Annotated in this window: 19 protein-coding genes; 9 read left to right on the top strand and 10 right to left on the bottom strand. The window is 53.8% G+C overall.

Annotated features, from left to right (window positions below):
- The 6 genes from GM556_RS01655 to GM556_RS01630 all read right to left on the bottom strand — a co-directional run.
- Positions 1–242, bottom strand: a 242-nt coding sequence (locus GM556_RS01655) for a hypothetical protein (protein WP_196424754.1), incomplete at its 3' end; no start/stop codon positions are given.
- A gap of 77 nt (positions 243–319) precedes the next feature.
- Entirely contained in the window at positions 320–1,885 is a 1,566-nt protein-coding gene (locus GM556_RS01650; protein WP_155579079.1) for an autotransporter-associated beta strand repeat-containing protein, read from the bottom strand.
- The gene (locus GM556_RS08790; protein WP_155572807.1) at positions 1,857–2,024 is read right to left on the bottom strand and encodes a hypothetical protein; all 168 of its coding nucleotides are present in this window, start codon (positions 2,022–2,024) and stop codon (positions 1,857–1,859) included. Before GM556_RS08790 ends, GM556_RS01650 begins: the two co-directional genes overlap by 29 nt.
- A 153-nt stretch (positions 2,025–2,177) precedes the next feature.
- Complete coding sequence (locus GM556_RS01640) at positions 2,178–3,101, bottom strand: hypothetical protein (RefSeq protein ID WP_155579078.1); 924 nt, start codon at positions 3,099–3,101, stop codon at positions 2,178–2,180.
- Positions 3,102–3,293: 192 nt separating this feature from the next.
- Complete coding sequence (locus GM556_RS01635; protein WP_230873243.1) at positions 3,294–3,659, bottom strand: hypothetical protein; 366 nt, start codon at positions 3,657–3,659, stop codon at positions 3,294–3,296.
- Between the two features lie 289 nt (positions 3,660–3,948).
- The gene (locus GM556_RS01630; protein WP_155579084.1) at positions 3,949–5,580 is read right to left on the bottom strand and encodes an NAD(P)/FAD-dependent oxidoreductase; all 1,632 of its coding nucleotides are present in this window, start codon (positions 5,578–5,580) and stop codon (positions 3,949–3,951) included.
- 153 nt (positions 5,581–5,733) lie between these two features.
- Here GM556_RS01630 and GM556_RS01625 point away from each other — a divergent pair, with 153 nt between their 5' ends.
- The 3 genes from GM556_RS01625 (at position 5,734) to GM556_RS01615 (ending at position 9,342) form a co-directional block, all read left to right on the top strand.
- Positions 5,734–6,798, top strand: coding sequence for a cation diffusion facilitator family transporter (locus tag GM556_RS01625; RefSeq protein ID WP_155579076.1), 1,065 nt, complete (start codon positions 5,734–5,736; stop codon positions 6,796–6,798).
- A 4-nt stretch (positions 6,799–6,802) separates the two neighbouring features.
- The gene (locus GM556_RS01620; RefSeq protein WP_155579075.1) at positions 6,803–7,759 is read left to right on the top strand and encodes a cation diffusion facilitator family transporter; all 957 of its coding nucleotides are present in this window, start codon (positions 6,803–6,805) and stop codon (positions 7,757–7,759) included.
- A gap of 200 nt (positions 7,760–7,959) precedes the next feature.
- The gene (locus GM556_RS01615; protein ID WP_155573462.1) at positions 7,960–9,342 is read left to right on the top strand and encodes a chloride channel protein; all 1,383 of its coding nucleotides are present in this window, start codon (positions 7,960–7,962) and stop codon (positions 9,340–9,342) included.
- A 25-nt stretch (positions 9,343–9,367) separates the two neighbouring features.
- Here GM556_RS01615 and GM556_RS01610 read toward each other — a convergent pair whose 3' ends face one another.
- Positions 9,368–10,450, bottom strand: coding sequence for a WD40 repeat domain-containing protein (locus GM556_RS01610; protein WP_155579074.1), 1,083 nt, complete (start codon positions 10,448–10,450; stop codon positions 9,368–9,370).
- Positions 10,447–11,514: a GTP-binding protein gene (locus GM556_RS01605; protein WP_155579073.1), complete on the bottom strand. Its 1,068-nt coding sequence runs from the start codon at positions 11,512–11,514 to the stop codon at positions 10,447–10,449. The genes GM556_RS01610 and GM556_RS01605 overlap by 4 nt, the downstream gene beginning before the upstream one ends.
- Positions 11,515–11,678: 164 nt before the next feature.
- Here GM556_RS01605 and GM556_RS01600 point away from each other — a divergent pair, with 164 nt between their 5' ends.
- Positions 11,679–12,668 (top strand): aldo/keto reductase, encoded by a 990-nt coding sequence (locus GM556_RS01600; protein WP_155572801.1) that lies wholly within the window; start codon positions 11,679–11,681, stop codon positions 12,666–12,668.
- A 289-nt stretch (positions 12,669–12,957) separates the two neighbouring features.
- A complete protein-coding gene (locus tag GM556_RS01595) occupies positions 12,958–13,812 on the top strand; it encodes a DUF2272 domain-containing protein (RefSeq protein ID WP_155573461.1) in 855 nt (284 codons plus the stop codon).
- A 12-nt stretch (positions 13,813–13,824) separates the two neighbouring features.
- Here the strand turns inward: GM556_RS01595 and GM556_RS01590 are convergent, their stop codons facing one another.
- Entirely contained in the window at positions 13,825–14,196 is a 372-nt protein-coding gene (locus GM556_RS01590) for a rhodanese-like domain-containing protein (protein ID WP_155579072.1), read from the bottom strand.
- Positions 14,197–14,344: 148 nt separating this feature from the next.
- On the opposite strand from GM556_RS01590, the gene GM556_RS01585 reads away from it, so the two are divergent.
- On the top strand, positions 14,345–15,352 hold the full coding sequence (locus GM556_RS01585; protein ID WP_155579071.1) for a cysteine synthase A: 1,008 nt from the start codon (positions 14,345–14,347) through the stop codon (positions 15,350–15,352).
- A gap of 34 nt (positions 15,353–15,386) precedes the next feature.
- Here GM556_RS01585 and GM556_RS01580 read toward each other — a convergent pair whose 3' ends face one another.
- Positions 15,387–16,715, bottom strand: a complete 1,329-nt coding sequence (locus tag GM556_RS01580) for an RsmB/NOP family class I SAM-dependent RNA methyltransferase (RefSeq protein ID WP_155572798.1) — start codon at positions 16,713–16,715, stop codon at positions 15,387–15,389.
- A gap of 101 nt (positions 16,716–16,816) precedes the next feature.
- Here GM556_RS01580 and GM556_RS01575 point away from each other — a divergent pair, with 101 nt between their 5' ends.
- From GM556_RS01575 to hemW, 3 genes are all read left to right on the top strand, one after another.
- The gene (locus GM556_RS01575; RefSeq protein ID WP_155579070.1) at positions 16,817–17,500 is read left to right on the top strand and encodes a YggS family pyridoxal phosphate-dependent enzyme; all 684 of its coding nucleotides are present in this window, start codon (positions 16,817–16,819) and stop codon (positions 17,498–17,500) included.
- 155 nt (positions 17,501–17,655) lie between these two features.
- Positions 17,656–19,623 carry a potassium transporter Kup gene (locus GM556_RS01570; protein WP_155579069.1) on the top strand — a complete coding sequence of 656 codons (1,968 nt, stop codon included), beginning with the start codon at positions 17,656–17,658 and terminating at the stop codon, positions 19,621–19,623.
- 2 nt (positions 19,624–19,625) lie between these two features.
- A complete protein-coding gene (gene hemW, locus GM556_RS01565) occupies positions 19,626–20,792 on the top strand; it encodes a radical SAM family heme chaperone HemW (RefSeq protein ID WP_370513564.1) in 1,167 nt (388 codons plus the stop codon).
- Positions 20,793–20,804 lie beyond the last annotated feature (12 nt).

Raw genomic sequence — 20,804 nt, 5'->3', positions numbered from 1 at the left:
GTCAGGCTCTGGCCTGTCGTGTCGCTAGTGCCATTAATGCGAAGGATGGAGCCTTTCGCCATGCTCACATCACCTGCGACATTCAGGGTAGAAGGCGTGTTAGAGCCAACCGTCCCAGGTGCAATAAGGCCACCCGACTGAACATTTAAACTATGAAGACTACCCGTCCCACGCAATGTACCGCCATTTTGGACATCCGTTAGACCACCAATATAAGGAGATACCTGACCATCTACTTCCAACGTACCTCCATTTTTAATGGTTAAATTGCCAGTAGACGCGTAATAATCATTAAGAACTTCCGTCCCCCCAGCAATGGTTAACCCAGCACCCCCAAAACCCAGCCGTTTATAGCCCCATGGGCCTGTGTTAGAATCAAATTACCGTTTAGGGTCGTTCTGTTACCCTTCCCAGTGTTATATGAAAACGCTGTAACATCATTATCTTTGTCTTTATTAGTATCCCCAAAGACAAAATCACTCTTAGACGATATGTCACCCTCAGCAACGACATTACCTAGAAACGTGGAAGCACCAGCATCGGAAGAAATATTATGTATAGTGGCGTTTCTTATGGTGAGGGCGCCTAAGTTCTTTATATCCCCACCAACACTCACCTTACCTTGCGGCTGATCTCCTATCTTAGTTGTCGTCTCATTCAGCAAGTCCCCAGCAATAGACCCATCTAAGTGGAAATCACCCCCTTTAACATCTGTTAAACCTGTATAGGTATTTTGACCACTAAAGAATACACCTCCTCTGAAGAGATTCACACCACCACTACCAGAAATACTACCAAAATATGGCTTAATATAATTAGCATTCACGATATTTAGTGTATTTTTACCTAATATAACGCTACCAGAGCCACTAATGGTATTCACAGTTTCATCTGATGCCGCCTTACTGATATCAAAACTACCCTGTTGCTCAATATCAATGGAAGCAGACTGGGCAATACTGCCTTGACCAGCAAGGGCGAGGGTACCCTCATTTACATTAGTGGAGCCTGTATAGCTGTTATTGCCTGTTAGGGTCTGCGTGCCCGTACCCACTTTCACGAGGCTACCAGCATTCTTAGAGCTATCATTTTGGATGACGGAATCTAGCGTATCATCCTGATTCAATGCACCAACAGTGAACGTCCCCTTTAATGAGATAGTCCCCCCTCCATTGCCAGAGAGCGAGCCAACACCACTACCCCCAACAGCGTTTATCGCTCCTCCGTTATTTTTAATGGTCGCCGCATCTGCGCGAGAAGAATCGTTAAGATTAATTATACCGCCATTATTATTTGTAATGGTCGATGCACCAACAGAGGACGCATTATTAACATTTAAAACAGCGTTGATCCCATAACCGCCTCTATTATTTATATCTGCATGGCCATTCGTGTCAGCTGAATTAAGATTAATCGTGCCTCCATCATTAATTATACTATGATAACCTAATGTAGCGTGATTATTCACATTAAGTGTCGCATTGCCTACAAAGACGGTGCCGCCATGTGCATCGCTTGATGAGGCCCCAAAAGGGGTATCACTATTAGCGTTAATTGTCGTCTTCGTAGGGAATGAGGCATCATTAAAAGAGCCTTTAAAGTACGTATCCCCCGTATAAGTGTTATTCCCATTAATATTAAGAACAGAGGGATTATCTCGATTACCCCACACTTCGAGCTTCTGTCCCGGCCCAACGATAGAGCCCTTCAACGTACCTGTATGGCCATTTAAGTCCAACCCGGCATAGTTATTAAACGCACCAAGGATAACGGTACGGTTCGTAGTCACATCCCCACCAAGCCGCAAGGTACCGCCATCAATATTCAGAGCTGTCCCAGCAGCCCCTAAACTTTGGTCAGACGCAATTTGGAGTACCCCGCCCATAACGACAGTCCCCCCCCGTGTAGCTATTCGCCACACTAAGGTTCAACGTCCCTAAATCAGTCTTAACAAGTGTCGTAGAGTTGCCAGACTTATCTGTAATATTTGTACTAATATTTGCAACCGTACCGGTACCCACCATGGTCCCATCCCCCACACGAATCACAGAAACTGCACCGGTTGGGTTATAAAGAAGGCCCGCGTTTTGTGCTGCACTTTGACTTTTTTGATTCGTTACATCAAATGCAGATTGATTATACACCTTCCCATCTAAAACAATATTTGATGATGTACCTTAAGGGATAAGATAATATGATTGTGTATCATTCCCATTATGAGCAGGCGTAAACTGCATACCACCAACATCTACAGTCCCCGCTACTGTAATTGCGCCGTTCTCGGGACTGGAGGCCGTACTATGCTGAAAAATAGCATAACTACCGGCAGCCCACGGCGCACTCTCTGTTCCTGCAGCATTTGTCCAGTTTGTTTGTGCAGTATCGTCCTGCTTCCACACCCCGGAACCACCCTCCACTTGATTCGTAGGGGTCATATGAGTGCCATTCCAGAAAGATAAATTATCGGTCGAATTCGCCTCAACCAAATTGACCTGATGGTGACCTATCTGGAAACTGTCCGTTCCCCCTTGTGGAGTACCATAAACATTGAGACTTAACTTATCTCCCGTTTGGACCGTCCCCTCGTAAAGATAGAGGGTCCGTACCCCTGACCCTACATAATCAAATGACGAATGTGCTAGAACCTCCCCTTTTAAAGTAAGATCACCTCCCACTTTAATAAGACCACCATGCTGACTTGTTGTGCGCGTAAAATCTGAGATACCATCAACTGTTAAATTACCTCCAATTTTCAAATCATCCCATGGATTGGCCGCATAACCAGACTCAATCGTGCCGCCTGTCTGAATATATGTTGTACTATTACGGCTACCGATTGTACCTACACCATTAAGAAGACCGCCATCCTCAATCGTTACATTGCTTGTATTAGGAACACTACCATAGATGTGTAATCTGCCACCATATTTTACAGTAGTCGCACCGCTATAATCCATTTCATTATAAACATCAGTTGCACCAGCATATGTTACAAGATTTAGCTGGCCACTTACATTACCTCCAAATCCTTCTTTAGCATATTGAGCATCTTGACCAGCAAAGACGGTAATCGTCCCACCCATTCCCTGTAATATCTGCACCAAGCTTATCATTATTACCCGGGGAGGTGATATTCAGATCCTTAGAGTACATATTAACTGTACCGCTATCGCCGGAAAGGCTTTTAATATTAACCGCCCCCCCAACGCCAGAGCCCATCAGGTGAAGTGCAAGAACCACAAGCAGACCCAAGGCTAAAGATGCCGCCATTCATGATAACACCGCTAGAGGTCTCAATGCTTCCTTCTATCCCTAAAGCAAGCATACCTTGGGCTAATCGTGGTCGAACCCGTATAGCTATTTGCTGATGCCAATAATGTTGTACCCGGCCCATTTTGCACGACAGAAACCAGCTTGTTCCCATCATCTGTAATGGAATCAATATAAGGGACCATCTTACCTTGGGCAGACGTAAAAATCTTCGTCTCCCCCACTGGTTGAGGCGCCCCATCATCAGCCCACGCTGACGATACCATCGAGGAGAAAGAGGACACACTTGCCAGCAATAACGCACATCGTGCGGATAGTTTTAATGACCGACGAGCAGGCACCATCTCTAATGGCAATCGCATCCCACCTTGAACCTCGCGCATTTTCATCACGAACCTTCTCCCTGAATCGTTATTTAATTAATCAAAAAATGGGAAGAAGCATCTCCTTCATCAGTCAGGCTTGTCTATAAAAAATTACTTACCTCTTCAAATGGATTAATTTTGTCCTTATGCGTTATTAAAAAAACCCAATGCTGAAAAAAGGATAGGTAACACTGCCTACTTCCTCATTTTTCTAAAGAAATCAGCCTTTTTAGAGGGAAAAATTACTTTTTTTACAATCAAGTGAATACCCCAATAACCTTATTTAAGTACAGCTTAGGCGAAACAGACTCTCTTAGACATCCATATAGGATTGGGCGACCCATTCCGCCACACGGATGCCATCCATTCCAGCGGAGAGGATACCCCCTGCATAGCCAGCCCCTTCCCCCGCCGGATAAAAACCACACACAAGCGGGCTTTGGCCAGTATCATCCCGCAAGATGCGCAGAGGCGAAGAGGTCCGCGTCTCCACCCCCGTCATCACCGCATCATCCATGCTATAGCCCTTAATCTTGCGCTCAAAACGCGGCAGAGCTTCCCGGATGGAGGCCACGACAAAATCCGGCAAGCATGTTGTAAGGTCTGTCGGGGTAACACCCGGCTGATAAGACGGCACAACCGCTCCCAAAGAGGTTGAAGCCCGCCCTGCGAGGAAGTCCCCCACTCGTTGGGCCGGAGCTCGATAAGCCCCACCACCCGCTATAAACGCAGCCTTCTCCCAATGACGTTGGAAGGCAATCCCCGCCAAAGGCTCATCGGGGAAATCCACCCCCGGACGAACCTCCACAACAATGCCGCTATTAGCATTACGCTCCGCACGGGAATATTGGCTCATCCCATTAGTGACGACTTGGCCTTCCTCCGAGGTTGCTGCGACAACTTGCCCACCCGGACACATACAAAAAGAATATACACCCCGGCCCGTACTAGCATGATGCACCAACTTATAATCCGCAGCACCAAGCAAAGGATGCCCCGCTTGCGGGCCAAAACGCGCAACATCTATCACTGATTGAGGATGCTCAATCCGCACCCCAATAGAGAAAGGCTTGGCCTGCATCGGCACGCCACTCTCATGCAGCATAGCAAATGTATCGCGTGCTGAATGCCCCACCGCCAAAATCACCCGCTCCGCAGGTAAAACCTCCCCAGTAGAAAGCCTAACCCCAGTAATCTGCCGCATATCTGGCTTATCTGCACAAGCTGCCGTCTCAATGCCCTCCAGCCGTGTCTCAAACCGATATTCACCACCGAGAGCCTCAATCTGAGCCCGGAGGGACTGCACAACCGTCACTAAACGAAACGTCCCAATATGGGGTTTGGAGAGATATAAAATCTCCTCCGGGGCTCCGGCCTTTACGAACTCCTCCAAAACCTTACGGCCAAGATGACGCGGGTCCGACACGCCAGAATAAAGCTTGCCATCAGAGAATGTACCGGCACCCCCCTCGCCAAATTGTACGTTACTTTCCGCTGTAAATTGCGCCTTCCGCCATAGAGCGAATGTATCGGCCGTGCGCTGCCTAACAGCACGACCACGCTCTAAAATAATCGGCTTTAACCCTGCTTGAGCTAGGATAAGAGCCGCCATCAACCCACATGGCCCTGCCCCAACCACAATAGGGCGCGCGGCCCTTTCACGTTGTTCTGCGGTCAATATCGGGGCGACCCAGCGCGTATCGGGGGTAGGGCGAATCTGCTGGTCATCGCCAAAACGCGCTAAAACAGCCTCACAATCCCGCACGTCACAATCGAGCGTATAGACAAGCTGTATATGCCCCCGCCGCCGTGCATCATACCCACGGCGGAAGATATGATAGGCCCGCAAAGCCTCTGCCTCTATGCCCAGACGCGCAATAATCGCCGTGCGTAGCTCATCCTCTGCGTGGTCTAAGGGGAGAGCAAGGTTACTCAAACGAAGCATAGGAGAAGAAGCTGTCATGCCCGCTCCTTTACTGCTAGCAACGCGGCTCTGGCAAGCAGGCTCAGCACAAGCAAAGCAGAAAAATGATGCATCGTGAATAAGTTTCCCTTATCATTAACCTTCCTGTGCTTTCCTCTGCCTATCAGGATATTCATGACGACCACCGCCCATCACCACCATGACCATCATGACCACCATACGCATACACATGGGCATGGGCATGGGCATGGGCATGGGCATGGGCATGGGCATGGGCATCATCACGGGGGGCATAGCCATGCGCCAACCTCTTTTGGTGGCACCTTCCTCATCGCCATTCTTCTCAATTCTGCCTATCTGATTGGGGAGGCCGGATGGGGATTTGCCGCCCATTCTCTCTCCCTTTTAGCCGATGCCGGGCATAATCTCTCCGATGTATTAAGCCTGCTTGCCGCATGGGGCGCACAAGCCCTCGCCCGCCGCAGCCCCAGCGAACGCTTCACTTACGGTTTTAAACGCGCCACGATTCTCACCGCCCTCCTCAATGCAACCATCCTTTTACTCGTCACGGGGGGGATTATTTGGGAGGCTATCTGGCATTTCATCCATCCAGAAATCGTCCACGGCCGGACAATCAGCATCGTAGCGGCTATTGGCATCCTCATTAATGGTGGCACGGCTTTATTGCTCATGCGCGGGGCGCATCACGACCTCAATATGCGCGGGGCCTTCCTCCATATGGCCTCCGATGCTCTTATGGCCCTAGGGGTTGTCATCGCAGGGGGGCTTATCACCCTCACAGGCTCTTCCTTCATCGACCCCTTAGCGAGCCTCATCGTCTCTGGGTTGATTATCTGGGGCACATGGTCGCTTCTGACCCACGCACTCGGCCTCGCTTTAGATGCGGTCCCACACAGCATCACACCACGCGCTGTTGAGGATGCCCTACGCGCTATGCCCGCTATTGCGGACCTCCATCACCTCCATATCTGGCCAATCAGCACAACCGAAACTGCTCTAACGGTCCATCTCACCCTCCACCCCTTCCCTGAAGGATACAGCGCGCAAGACGCACAAAGCCAGATTGCGGCAACCCTGCATGAAGCCACCCATCTGTTGCAAGAACGCTTTGCCATCGGCCACCCGACCTTCCAAGTCGAGGCTGCTACGGCTACGGCCTGCTCTGCACCGCATTGCACGCCAGAGGCTCACCATACATCAACCACAACCACGGACTAACCCCATGGCTGCCGCTCTCCCACTCCCAACCCAAGAGGCCCCCCCTTATAACGCCACAACGAAACTACGTTTGCGGGTTGCACGCCTCTCTATCCTTGTGAGTGTGATTGTCCTGAGCATCAAATACACAGCATGGGCTGTCTCACATTCCGGGGCTTTGCTCTCTGACGCTATCGAGACCATCCTTAACGTCCTTGCTGCCATCGGCACTTTATGGGCCGTTGCCTTCGCTGCACGTCCTGCGGACGATAACCACCCTTACGGACATGGCAAAGCTGAATATGTTTGGGCTGTGATAGAAGGCGTACTCGTTGTCCTCACCGCCCTCGTCATCCTTGCTATTGCAGGGCATGATGCCCTCCATATTCATGCGCCAGAAGCCCCCTTACCCGGCGCGTTGCTCAATGCTTCAGCGGGGGTTATCAACCTCCTCTGGGCACTCATCTTGCGGAGGATGGGCAAAAAGCACCATTCACAAGCGCTCAGCTCCGCAGGGGATCATGTTCTCTCCGATGTTTGGGCCAGCATTGCCTTGCTCGTTGGTGTGTGCCTCATCCCTGTCCTTCATTGGCTTTGGTTGGACCCACTCCTCTCCGCCTTTGTGGCCTTAAATGTCCTATGGACAGGCTTTGGCATGATGCGCCATTCCATGACCGGTTTGCTTGATGAGGCCCCCCCGCCGGAGCTTGTCAGCCAAGTGGGCCAGACCATCACCCAAGCTGGCCAAGGCGCATTAGAGGCTCATGACCTCCGTATGCGGCGCGTTGGGGCTCTTTATTTCGTGGAATTCCATCTCATCGTCCCCGATGAAATGCGTATTACGGATGCTCATGATATTTGCGACCGCATCGAACATGCCATCCGCGCCGTATTAGGCCGCTCTTCCATTCATATTCATGTCGAGCCAGAAGACCTCGCCAAACGTCATAAACCCGGTGCGAGCGGTGTGTTGGTGATGTAACACGGCCTCCCCATACGTCCCTCCTGTTACGGTAAGGTCACATCTGCCATGCAAATGCACATCTCCCCTTGACCACACCCCGCCCTGCATCCGAATACGGGATCGAAATCCCTTCACCCTGACCCCGTGGCGGACCCACCCGAACTGTGCCCGATTCTTCCCAACCAACCCCACCTCCTGCCCCAAGCTCACCCCATGCGATGAAGCGGCGTAACCGTATTACGCGCTTTCGCCGCTCGGCACGCACGCATACAACGCATTGGCAACGCTCCCTCATCTTTTGGGCAGGAGCAATTACGGTTGGTATCATTGCATGGCTCTTTGCTCGCGCTGCTGATTATGCCAGCCATCTCTGCCTAAACTTAAACCACTGGAACCCTTATATCATGCTCGCTATCATCCCTAGCGGGCTAGCCCTCTCCATGTGGTTGACCAAACGCTTCTTCCCCGGTGCGCAAGGCTCTGGCATCCCTCAAACAATCGCTACACTGCATATTGAGGACTTCTCCCTCATCAACCGCATTTTGGCGTTACGGATTGCCTTTGGTAAAATCTGCCTCACCACCTTAGGGCTGCTCTGCGGGGCATCCATCGGGCGTGAAGGGCCAACAGTGCAGGTTGGTGCCGCTATTATGCACGCTTATTCCCGCTTTTTGGGTCATGCGAATGTCTCCACACGCCGGGGCGTTATCCTCGCAGGCGGGGCAGCCGGGGTGGCAGCGGCCTTCAACACCCCCCTTGCCGGGATTGTCTTTGCTATTGAGGAACTCTCCAGCTCCTTCCACCAACGGACCTCCGGCTTCATGCTCACAGGGGTTGTAATTGCTGGTGTAACGGCCATTGTCCTAACAGGGGGCAATTATACATATTTCGGCCATGCATCAGTTGATGTCCCTGTTGGCACAGCATGGATCGCCGTCCTCGCATGCGGCATCCTCGGCGGGCTGGGTGGTGGGGCCTTTTCCGCTTTTCTCATCCGTGTGGGGAAGGGGTTGCCGGGTAAAATTGGCCGCATCCAACGCTCCAGGCCTGTTCTCTTTACCGCCCTATGCGGCGTTTTACTGGCTATTCTCGGCATTGCTAGCCATGGCGAGACATTCGGCACAGGGTATATCCAAGCCCATCACCTCGTTGATGGCTCCCGCCATGGCCATATGTCTTATTTCTTGATGAAATATGCCGCGACCATCATTTCTTATTGCTCTGGCATACCGGGCGGGTTGTTCGCCCCCTCCCTTTCCATTGGGGCCTCCGTCGGGGGGTGGGTAGCACGTTTCCTCCCCCATACCGCCCCCGGTGCAGTGGTTCTGCTCGGCATGGTGGGCTATTTCTCCGGCGTGGTGCAATCGCCCCTCACCGCCACCGTCATTGTGATGGAAATGTGCGATAACCAGCAAATCACCCTTGCTTTGCTGGCCACCGCCTTCCTCGCCTTAGGCGTCTCACGCATGGTCTGCTCCCATTCCCTTTACGGGCAACTCGCCGACCAATTCCTCGCCCGGCAGGAAGGGTATCTACAAAAGCAGCATGACCAAACCCGCCAAGCCTCATCAGACCATTCCACGCCGGAAGAAGCACCATAAGGGCCGCTTCTTCCAGCATCAGCCCTTATGCGTGGGCAGATAAATCCACCACACCGATATAGCCTTCCTCTGTACCGAAGATGACAGCCCCGCCTTGGGGGGTGAAGGCAATGGCATTTACCGCACCACGGGCCACACCACCGCTACGCTGGCCATTGCATAAGGGCAGGATGCGGTCGGCCCCCGGTGCGTTATCCTCCATTGTAGCGGGGACTTCTGCGAGGAGCACCGTGCCATCCTCAAAACCAATGGCGAGAATATCATCCGTGGGATGAGCACAAACGCAGGTCACAAACAAACCCGGCAGACGTGCTAACTCCATAGGTGGCTTGCCCATTGGTCCCCCGCCAAAGAAAGGCCATAGAACAGCCGCATCCGCCCCCGAAGTCGCCAACCAACGCCCTTTACGCGTAAAGCTCATGGAGGCGATTTTACGCGGATAGCCGCTCATGCGCATATTATGCCCATCGGATAAACGCCACCCATGCAGCTCATTCTCCTGCATGCTCGTCACCAAGGCCTCCCCACCGGGATGTAAGCAAAGGCCCGTATGGCTGCCTTTCCACTCTAACGCACGCACTCTCGCCTCTTTCGACTGCACGTACCATAGAGAGGCCCCATTATAATGAGATGCCGCTAACTGCTTGCCCTTGGCATCAAAAGCGAGGCCACTCAAAGCAGAGGGATGCTCTAGCCCCTTCACCGCCTCTTCATGCCCCGCCTTGTAAAGATGCACCTCCTTCTTACAAGCGCACGCCCAATGAGTTGGCGTACTAGCCAGACAATCCACCCAGCTACGGCCCTTATGACGCTCCTCCATAGTGCCATCAGCACGCGTCTCCACCACGCGGCCATCTTCCCCGCCGCTAAGGAAGCTCTCCGGCTCACATCCCTGTGCAAGAGAGATGGCCCCCTCATGCACAGCCAGCTTACGCCACGTCTCTTGTTGGCGCAGCCCTTCCCGCGGGATGAGATGCAGCTCCCCATCCATCGTCAAGGCTGCGAAAGTCTGCCCACCCCGGCTAGCCTGCACGGCAATAATGGGGGCTTCCGCCTGATGCTCCGCCCCACGTGTTTGTAACAATGTTTTACTTAGCGGGTTGCTCATACAGCCACACACCCTTCAAAACCACGCTGCAACTGGGCACGGTCTAACTTACGCCCGATAAAGACAATGCGTGATTGCTTCGCCTCACCCTCCTTAAACGGGCCAATCATCGCGCCATCGGCCATCATATGCACCGCCTGAAAAGCAAATCGCTCCTCTTGGCCTTTAAAGTGTAAAATCCCTTTAGCTCGCAAAATATCCGGCCCTTGCTCCTGCAAAATAAGCCCTATCCACGCATTAAAGCGTTCTTCATCCAAAGGAGCCGTAACGGTGAAAGAATGGCTCGTTACATCCTCATTATGGGCGTGATGATGCCCCCCTGCCCCATGCTCATGATGATGGTCATGGCCGTGGTGATGGCCGTGTTCATGCTCATGGTCGTGATCGTGATGATGGTGGTGATCATCTTCCTCTAAGAAGTCCGGCATGGTGGTCAAAGCCCGTTTGAGGTCAAACCCACCACGGTTCAGAATATCCTCCAACGCCACATTGCCCCGCTCAGCACGATGAATCCGCACAACGGCGTTAATGGCTTTTAACTTCTGCTCCACCGCGGCAAGGCCCGCCTCATCAAGCAAATCACATTTATTGAGGATAATCACATCCGCAAACGCTACTTGATTCACCGCCTCTGGGCTTTCGTTAAGCGTTTGCAGCACATTATAAGCATCCACCACTGTTACCACAGCATCCAGCTCTGCCTTTTCGCGAATCCCGGCATCAACAAAAAAGGTCTGCGCAACAGGGGCTGGGTCTGCAAGGCCGGTAGTCTCTACAATAATGCCATCAAACTTGCCGCGCCGGCGCAAAAGACGGCTTAGAATCCGGATTAAATCCCCCCGCACCGTGCAGCAGATGCAGCCATTATTCATCTCAAAGACTTCTTCATCCGCATCCACAACGAGGTCATTATCAATGCCCAGCTCGCCAAACTCATTCACCACAACAGCGTAATTACGCCCGTGATCAGCCGTTAGAATATGGTTTAGCAAGGTCGTCTTACCCGCGCCTAAAAAGCCAGTCAGAACGGTAACGGGGATTTTGCGGTCCTGCATATCAGCCATGAGGGTTATCCTTCTCTCCAAAAACGAGGGCCATTATACGCCTCCTCCCGCGCAATACCAAAAAGAAGAACAGACGCTTGCATCACCCCCATCCCCCACCCCATATGGGAAGGAGGCCGTTACCCTCATAAGCACGGCCCTCACTTTCTAATGGAGACAAACCTATGAATGAAAACACCATTCTCATTCCCGGTTTTGACAAACCCGTATCACGCGTTGCCCTAGGCACATGGGCCATTGGTGGCTGGATGTGGGGCGGCCCTGATGATGATAATGCCGTCCGCACCATCCATCGCGCGTTAGATGAAGGGGTGGACCTCATCGATACAGCACCCGTTTATGGGTTTGGTCACTCCGAAGAAGTGGTAGGCCGCGCTTTGGCTGAAAAACCCCATAGAGCCCGCGTTGCCACCAAACTAGCCCTAGATTGGAAGGACGATCACAAGCCTTTCCGCAACTCCAGCCCTGCCCGTATCCGTAAGGAAGTGGAAGATTCCCTCCGCCGCTTACGGGTAGAGACCATCGACCTTGAACAAGTCCATTGGCCAGACCCTAACACCCCCATTGAGGACACAGCACGCGAGCTGCAAAAGCTCCATAAAGAGGGCAAGATTCGCGCACTCGGGGTGAGCAATTACTCCCCAGAGCAAATGGACATCTTCCGCGAGGTTGCGCCGCTGGCAAGCGTTCAATCACCTTACAACCTCTTTGAGCGCGAGATTGAAAAAGACGTCCTGCCTTACGCAAAAGAGCATAAACTTGCCCTGCTGGCTTATGGGCCGCTCTGCCGTGGCTTACTGACAGGCAAAATGACAGCGGATAAAACCTTCCCCGAAAGCGACCTCCGCTCTGGTGATCCGAAGTTCCAAAAGGAGCATTTTAAGGACTATCTCGCCGCTGTAGATGATTTAAAGAAAATCGCAGACCGGCACGGTAAGTCGCTCATGGTGCTCGCCATTCGCTGGGTGTTAGACCAAGGCCCAACCATTGCTCTATGGGGCGCACGCAAACCAGAGCAAATTGACGGTGTGGCTGATGTCTTTAACTGGCAGCTCACCGCACAGGATAAGAAGGAGATTGACGCTATCCTTCATCGCCACGTTCCCACACCTATCGCGCCTTCCTTTATGGCACCCCCAGCCCGGAAGGACTAACCCCCCTCTGCGTTATCCAAACGCACAACAGGGCGGCCGGACCTCCCGGCCGCCCTTTTCGTATAGTCTTCCCCTCACTCAAGGTAGCCCTAAAACTTAGCGACCACATCACACATAACGCTTGTCCTAACCCCGTAAAAACAGTTTACTCTCACCCTCATAACCGTCAGAGATAGCTCGCAAGACAACGCAGGACCCCACCATGTACGCAGTTCCCCCCGATCGCCGTTCATCTCCTTTTGGGACAACACGCTCTCTGGCAGGGGTAACCACTTTATGCGGGCTGCTCATGCTCGCAGCCTGCTCTGGCTCTGCTAAGCGGCCTGCCCTTACCCCTATGAGCCAATATGCGGATGGACGTGCAGGCCCGCTAGGCTATGATGATCGCGTCCCCGCTTTTGCAAGCGAAAACTTCGCCCCTTTTAACCGCCAAGATGTCACTGCCATCGCCCTGCGTGAATGGCGGATGTTTGGCAGCCCCGTAGCCGATGCAGACCCCCATGACCGGCCAGAACCAACCAGCCCCGCCCTCAAGCCTGAACGCCTCCCCGGCCTATGGCAGCGCATTGGGGAATATTGGTGGATAGGCCAACCCCCTGAAGAGACAGAGAGCCGTTGGACAGGCCGCACAGACGGTGATGGCCGCCTTTTTTCCGCCGCTAAAGATGGTAATTATGCGTGGTCTGCGGCCTTTATCTCTTACGTTATGCGCGTAGGGGGGGCGAATATTCGCTTCCCATATTCACCTAACCACGCCACCTATATCAATATTGCTGCTTCTGGTAATAATCCGGGCATCACAGCGCAAAATCCCGCCTCTTACGCCCCACAACGCGGGGATATACTCTGCGTAGGACGGGGGCGAAGCAGTAGCATCACCTTCTCTATGCTGCCCACCCCTTACGGCTTCCCCGCCCATTGCGGCATTGTTGTTGCCACGGGCCAAAATGCCGAGCCTTTCGGGCGGGAAATCAGCATCATTGGCGGGAATGTGGATGATGCTGTCGCCCTCACCCATGTCCCAACCGATGCAAGCGGTCATGTCAGCAGCCCAGAAGGCCAAAGCTATGATAGCCGCTACCCGTGGTGCGTCATCCTTACCCCCCGCTATGAGGCCGAGACAGACCCTAATAGCGGGCAATAAGGCAAAGGAGGCCTATTTTACAGGGAGGCCACAGGCCTTCCACCCCGTGCCGGGGCCGTGCTTATCCTCAAAACCATCAGCGACATTGGTGAGCGTTTGGTACCCAGCCTGTGCAGCTAATGTCGCCGCCTTTTGCGAGCGCACACCAGAGCGACAAATGAAGAAAAGCGGCGTGGCCTTATCTGGCACCGCTTGCTCTAAGGCATGAATAAACTCTGCCTCGCTCCCCGCTCCCCATGTTAAAGCGACAAGCTTCCTGCCTATGTTACCAAGCTCTGGCATGCCCACCTGTGCCCATTCCTCTGGCGTGCGGACATCAACCAACACAGCATGCGGGTCTTCCTGCAAAACGACCCATGTCTCCTGCGCTGTTTTCTGCTTCATCACATTCTCCTCCGTTGAATCAAAAAATAACGATTATATATAGGGTATAATACCTTCCACGCTATTTGACGTGGTTCATAATGATGATACCCTATTTCACACGTTAAAAGCGATTCATTCCGTCAATCAGAAATCATCGGATTCTCTCATGCCTCACGCTACACCTTGCCCCTCTTTGATTCAGGCCATCGGCAATACACCACTCATTCGCCTCCGCCATGCCTCGGAGAGTACGGGCTGTAACATCTACGGCAAAGCAGAGTTCATGAATCCCGGTGGCTCGGTAAAGGACAGAGCCGCTCTCTCCATCATTCAGGATGGTTTTGCCCGTGGCGTGCTGCAAAAAGGCGGTACGATTGTCGAAGGTACGGCAGGTAATACAGGCATCGGCATCACACTCGTTGCCCATGCACTCGGCTGCAAAGCTGTTATTGTGGTGCCAGAAACCCAAAGCCGGGAGAAGCTAGACTTCCTGCGGATGATCGGGGCAGACCTCCGCCTCGTCCCCGCTAAACCTTATCGCGACCCCGGCAATTATGTGCATGTCTCCCGCCGTTTAGCCGAAGAAACAGGGGCCTTCTGGGCGAATCAATTTGATAATACCGCCAACCGTGAGGCCCATCGCACCACCACCGCACCAGAGATTTGGTCCCAATTAAAGGGTAAAGTCGATGCATTTACCTGCTCCTGCGGCTCTGGTGGAACATTAGCCGGTATGGCCTTCGGCCTGCGCGAACTCGCCCAACGTGATGGTGCAAAAACCCCCGACATCGTCCTTGCCGACCCAGAAGGCTCCGGCCTTTATGGGTGGGTCACGGCAAATGACCTCAGCATAAGCGGGGGCTCCATTACCGAAGGGATTGGCCAATCCCGCGTTACAGCAAACCTAGAAGGTTGCGCCCCTGATCATGCTGAGCGCATCCCCGATGCGGAAGCTTTGGAACAAATCTATCATCTCACAATGGAGGAAGGACTCTCCGTTGGGGGGTCATCAGGCATTAATATTGCTGCGGCTATCCGCATAGCCCGCCGGTTAGGGCCGGGGCATAACATCGTCACTATCCTCAGCGATGGCGGGGCGCGTTATCAATCCAAGCTTTTCAACCCGGATTTCCTCCGCAGTAAGAACCTCCCTACCCCACCTTGGATGTCATAACTTTGGATGTCATAAACCGCTTCACGCTCCGCCCTCACCGGCGAAGCAAACGCGCGGCAAAGAAGCCATCCATGCCCCCTTCTGCAACATTCATCCCCGGATGAGTGCGGAAATAACCTTCCTCCGTCCGTGCGCGCGGTAGGGCAGCAAGCTCCTCCTCCGTAAAGGGAGATAACTCCCACCGCCCATCTTCTAGCGCATGGGCAATGCGCTGGGGGCCTTCTTCATCCTGTAATGAACAAACAGCGTAAAGCAACATCCCACCGGGCTTGAGCATCTCATAGGCCGCATCAATAAAACGGTCTTGCCCAGCAGCCAGCGTGGCAATATCGCGTGGCCGTTTAATCCACAACACATCAGGATGCCGCCGCAACGTCCCCGTGGCCGAGCAAGGCGCATCCAACAACACAGCATCCAAGGGGGCTGATGGACGCCAGCGCAGCGCATCCCCCACAACAATCTCCGCTTTTAAACGCAGACGGGCCAGATTGTCGCGCAGCCTCTGGGCACGTGGTTTTTCACGCTCTACAGCCACCACCTCAGCCCCTGCACAAAGGAGCTGCGCTGTCTTGCCCCCCGGAGCTGCGCATAAATCCGCCACACACTTGCCGCTCATATCGCCCATCAACCGCACCGGCATAGCCGCCGCCATATCTTGCGCCCAAAACTGCCCTTCCTCAAAACCGGGTAAGGCAGAAAGTTTCGTCCCCGCAGGGTAACGCACGCTCCCCGTTGGTAAGGTCTTACCCCCTTCTGGGGCCTCACAACCGGGTTTGAGCGTCACATCAAGAGGGGCTTCTTGATAAAAACCTTGCGTAATAGACCGCGCGCGCCGCCCCCATGCGCTCCATAACCACGGCGGCACATCTAACCGCGCATCATCCAGCCCTTCCTTTAGCGTGTCCGCTTCCCGCGCCACACGGCGCAACACAGCATTTGCAAGCCCCGCAAAAGGCGACAGCCCCCGCCGATGCAGCAAATCCACAATCGTGCCGACTGCCGCATGAGGCGGCGTTTGGAGCGGCAAAAGCTGTGCCACACCTAGTAACAATGCACAGCGTACAGGCTCCGGCGGTTGACGCCGCAAAAGCGGTTGGAGCAGCTCCGTCATGCTGCCCAAATGCCGCAAAGTCGCTGCGGCAAGCCGGTGCGCTGCGGCCCTATCGCGCCCTTCACATGGACTACGCTCTAAGGTCGTCTCCAGCATCCGGCGATGCTCCACCACACCGCAGACAATATCGAAGGCTAAATCCCGCACCGGGTCTTCATGGCGCGATATAGAGGCAGGACGTACCGTTTTACGGCGGCCTCGCCCCCCTTTAGGGCGTGCAGAGGCAGGACGAGGAGAAGAAGCATGTGTCATGCGCCCGTTTTCGGGAGTTACACATGGGAAAGTCAAGAGGGTTTTTATAGCGACCTCAAGAAGCTCTTGACCCCTCCCCTTAAAGAGGGTGCAATCCCCCCATGACGCAGAATCACTCCATCGCCCAAGCCCTCACCGAGATTCGCAACCAGATGGCCACGGCCTGCCATAACGCGCATAGGCAAGCTGATGAGGTTCAGCTTGTTGCTGTCAGCAAGTTCCATCCCCAAGAGGCCGTGCGGGAGGCTCTCAAAGCAGGGCAACGCATTTTTGGTGAGAATCGCGTCCAAGAAGCAGCCGCAAAGTTCCCCGCTTTACGAGAGGAATGGCCGGATCTTAGGCTCCATCTCATCGGCAGCTTACAAACAAATAAAGCCGTTGAAGCCTGCGCTCTCGCCGATGTGATTGAAAGCCTAGACCGCCCCTCCCTCAGCACCGCACTGGAAAAAGCGGCCCAAAAAACGGGTCGCTTACCGGAGCTTTTTGTTCAGGTCAATATTGGCGATGAGCCACAAAAATCCGGCATTAGCCCCTTAGAGGCTGACCGATTTATCGAAGATGCTCTCTCACGTTTTGGGAGCCGCATTAAAGGGTTGATGGCCATCCCGCCTCTCCATGCGGACCCACGGCCTTTCTTCCAAAAGCTTGCTCGCCTCAATCACCGCCATGGCCTACCAGCACTCTCTATGGGAATGTCGGCTGATTTTGACGTCGCCATTGCTGAAGGGGCTACAATCATCCGCGTTGGCACCGCCATTTTTGGAGACCGTCCCGCCAGCCCATAACGACATAAAAGAGAGTTTTTTGCCCTTTCCGTCTTGCATTTTACATAAAAAAACTGTCATGAAGCCAGAATCATAGTCAGTGCCTCTAGCGGGGCGTTACTGCCTGTCTTCCTGCGGGGGATGGGTGTCTATCAGTCAAACAGGATGATTTCTCCATGTCTGAACAAGATGGCATATCCCTCAAGGATTCATCAGCCGATGCACGCTATCCCGATTCCACAGGCCAGCCTACGTCCATCCCTCCCCAAGCCGAGGGGGGGCATGTGCGCCCCAAAGGGCTCGGGGCTATGCTCGCAGCGTTGGGCGTGGTGTATGGTGATATCGGAACCAGCCCGCTCTATGCTCTGCAATCCTCTATCCGCACCGTAGGGACAGAAACTCATCCCGCCCAAACATGGGAGGTTATCGGTCTTACCAGCCTGACCTTCTGGGCTTTGATGCTCATTGTGACCATCAAATACGTTATGCTCGTTATGCGGGCCGACCATAATAAAGAGGGTGGGATTATTGCCCTCATGGCCTTGGCACAACGCGTTTGCAAATCCACCTATTTCCGCTGGGTGTTTGGTTTAATTGGGATTGCCGGGGCCTGCCTCTTTTTTGGTGATGGCATTATTACACCCGCTATCTCCGTTCTCTCTGCCGTGGAAGGGGTGGAAGTCTCCGTCCCTGAGGCCTCACCCTTCATCATTCCCGCCGCGATTATGGTGCTACTGGGCTTATTTGCAGCCCAAGCCCTCGGTACCGGGAAGATTGGGCGTGCCTTTGGCCCGATTATGTTGGTCTGGTTTATCACCATCGCCCTCTTAGGCGCGCGCGCCATTACGCTGCATCCGGGGATTATACTCGCTCTCTCCCCCCTAGAGGCTATTCGCTTCATCGTCACACACGGGAAGCTTTCCTTCGTTGCACTCGGCTCTGTTGTGCTGTCCGTTACAGGTGCGGAGGCCCTTTATGCGGATATGGGGCATTTTGGTCGCTCCCCTATTCGTTATGTCTGGATATTCCTCGTACTACCGGCTTTGACGCTCAATTACTTTGGGCAAGCGGCCATGATTATCCATAACCCCACGACCTTGGCGAACCCCTTCTACTACCTTGCTCCGCATTGGATGCAAATCCCAATGCTGCTGCTGGCTACATGCGCTACCATTATTGCTAGTCAGGCTGGTATTTCGGGCAGCTTCTCACTCTGCCGGCAACTCATTCAACTGGGATACTTGCCTCGTACACGCATTATTCACACCAACCCGCATGAGGAAGCGCAAATCTACCTGCCCTCCTTCAACTGGATGTTGGCCTTTGGGGCTGTTGTCCTTGTGCTTGCCTTCCGCTCCTCCTCTGCCTTGGCATCTGCTTATGGTATCGCTGTGACGGGGACCTTCCTCTGCACCTGTGTGCTTGCCATGGTCGTGTTCCACCGCGTCTTCCAATGGAAAAGCTACGCTGTGGGAGTTGTGTTCGGCTTCTTCTTCCTCCTTGATGGCGTGTTCTTCTCCGCCAATGTGATGAAGATTCCAGAGGGCGGATGGGTGCCGCTCAGCATCGCAGCGGGAAGCACACTCATCATGACCACATGGCAGCGGGGCCGTCAGCTCATCCGTAATACAAAGAAACGCGACGCCGTGCCGATGGGCTCCTTCATCACACGTCTTACCCAATCCCGTACCATCCGCGTGCCTGGTCTTGCGGTCTTTCTGACCTCCGACCCGGAGATGGTCCCCGATGCCCTCCTTTATAACCTGCGCCATAACAAGGTTCTTCATCAAACGGTCTTGTTTGTAACGGTCCAAACACTTGACCAACCAGAGGTTGAAGCTGCCGAGCGCATGACTGTTAAGGAGCTCTCACCGGGCATCCGCCGTGTTATCCTGCGTTATGGGTTTATGGAGATGCCAAATCTCCCCGTTACCCTCGCCCAGATGACTGAAATGGACTTCGACCCCATTCAGGCCTCTTACTTCACCTCTCATGACCTCGTCTTTCGCTCCAAAGTGCCGAAGATGTCGCTCTGGCGGATGTGGATTTTCCTTTATTTGCTCAATAACGCGACCTCTATTTCGGAGTTCTTCCGTATTCCACCAGAGCGCGTTATGGAGTTCGGGGTGCGGGTCGCGATTTAAGCGTGACCTCACCCTTACCCCTCGCCCTTTATATTCATTGGCCTTTTTGCCTCTCTAAATGCCCGTATTGTGACTTCAACTCCCATGTATGGGAGACCATCCCGCAGGAGCGTTTTACACAAGCCCTGCGGGATGAATTACGCTATGAAGCCGCTCTTTTAACACAAGATGCTCCCCGCCATCTTGTCTCCATCTTCTTCGGCGGGGGGACGCCCTCCCTCATGCAGCCAGAAGCTGTTCATCAACTTATTGAGGATGCGCGCCAGCTTTTCCCTAGCGTGAATGACCTAGAGGTCACGTTAGAGGCCAACCCCACCAGTGTGGAAGCTGATAAGTTCCGTGCTTTTGCCCAAGCCGGGGTTAATCGCCTCTCCCTCGGCGTGCAGAGCCTACATGATGCAGACCTCGCCACGCTTGGCCGCCAACATTCCGCACAGCAAGCACTTACCGCGCTAGAGCTTGGACGTCGCTTATTCCCGCGCCTCTCTTTCGACCTCATCTATGCCCGCCCCGGCCAAACAGAAGCTCACTGGCAAGCAGAGCTCCGCACAGCCCTCGCCCTCGCCGCAGACCATCTCTCCCTGTATCAACTCACCATCGAGCCCGGCACGGTATTTGAGACCCGTCATCGGCGCGGTGCCCTTACCCTCCCAGAAGATGACCTCGCCGCCCGCCTCTATGAAATGACGCGTCATGAGGCCGCCACCTATGGCTTGCGCGATTATGAAATCTCCAACTACGCTATCCCCGGTGCCGAGAGCCGCCATAACCTTACCTATTGGCATTATAATGATTATCTCGGTATTGGCCCCGGTGCCCATAGCCGCCTTACCCGCCAAGGCCAGCTCTACGCAACACGCCGCCATCGCGCCCCAGAGCCATGGGCGGAGCGTGTTGCCCATTATGGCCATGGCACACGCATACAAGAAACCCTCACCCCGGAGATGAAAGCACGAGAGGCTCTCCTCATGGGCTTACGCCTCCGCGAGGGTATTAACAAAGCCCATTTCGCCCAGCGTACGGGCCTCCCCCTCCAAGACTGTCTCGAGCCTGTAATTCTACAAGCCTGCTTGGAGGAAGACTATCTACAGCAGGATGAACATACACTCCGCGCCACAGAATCCGGGCGTCTCCTGCTAGAGGCCATGCTCAGCCAACTCGTCCTCTAAAACGGGGCTTCA

The organism is Bombella sp. ESL0378 (genome assembly GCF_009725845.1).
GTDB lineage: Bacteria > Pseudomonadota > Alphaproteobacteria > Acetobacterales > Acetobacteraceae > Bombella > Bombella pollinis.
Note: the sequence above shows the minus strand (reverse complement) of the source record. Positions and strands in the feature narration are given on the sequence as shown.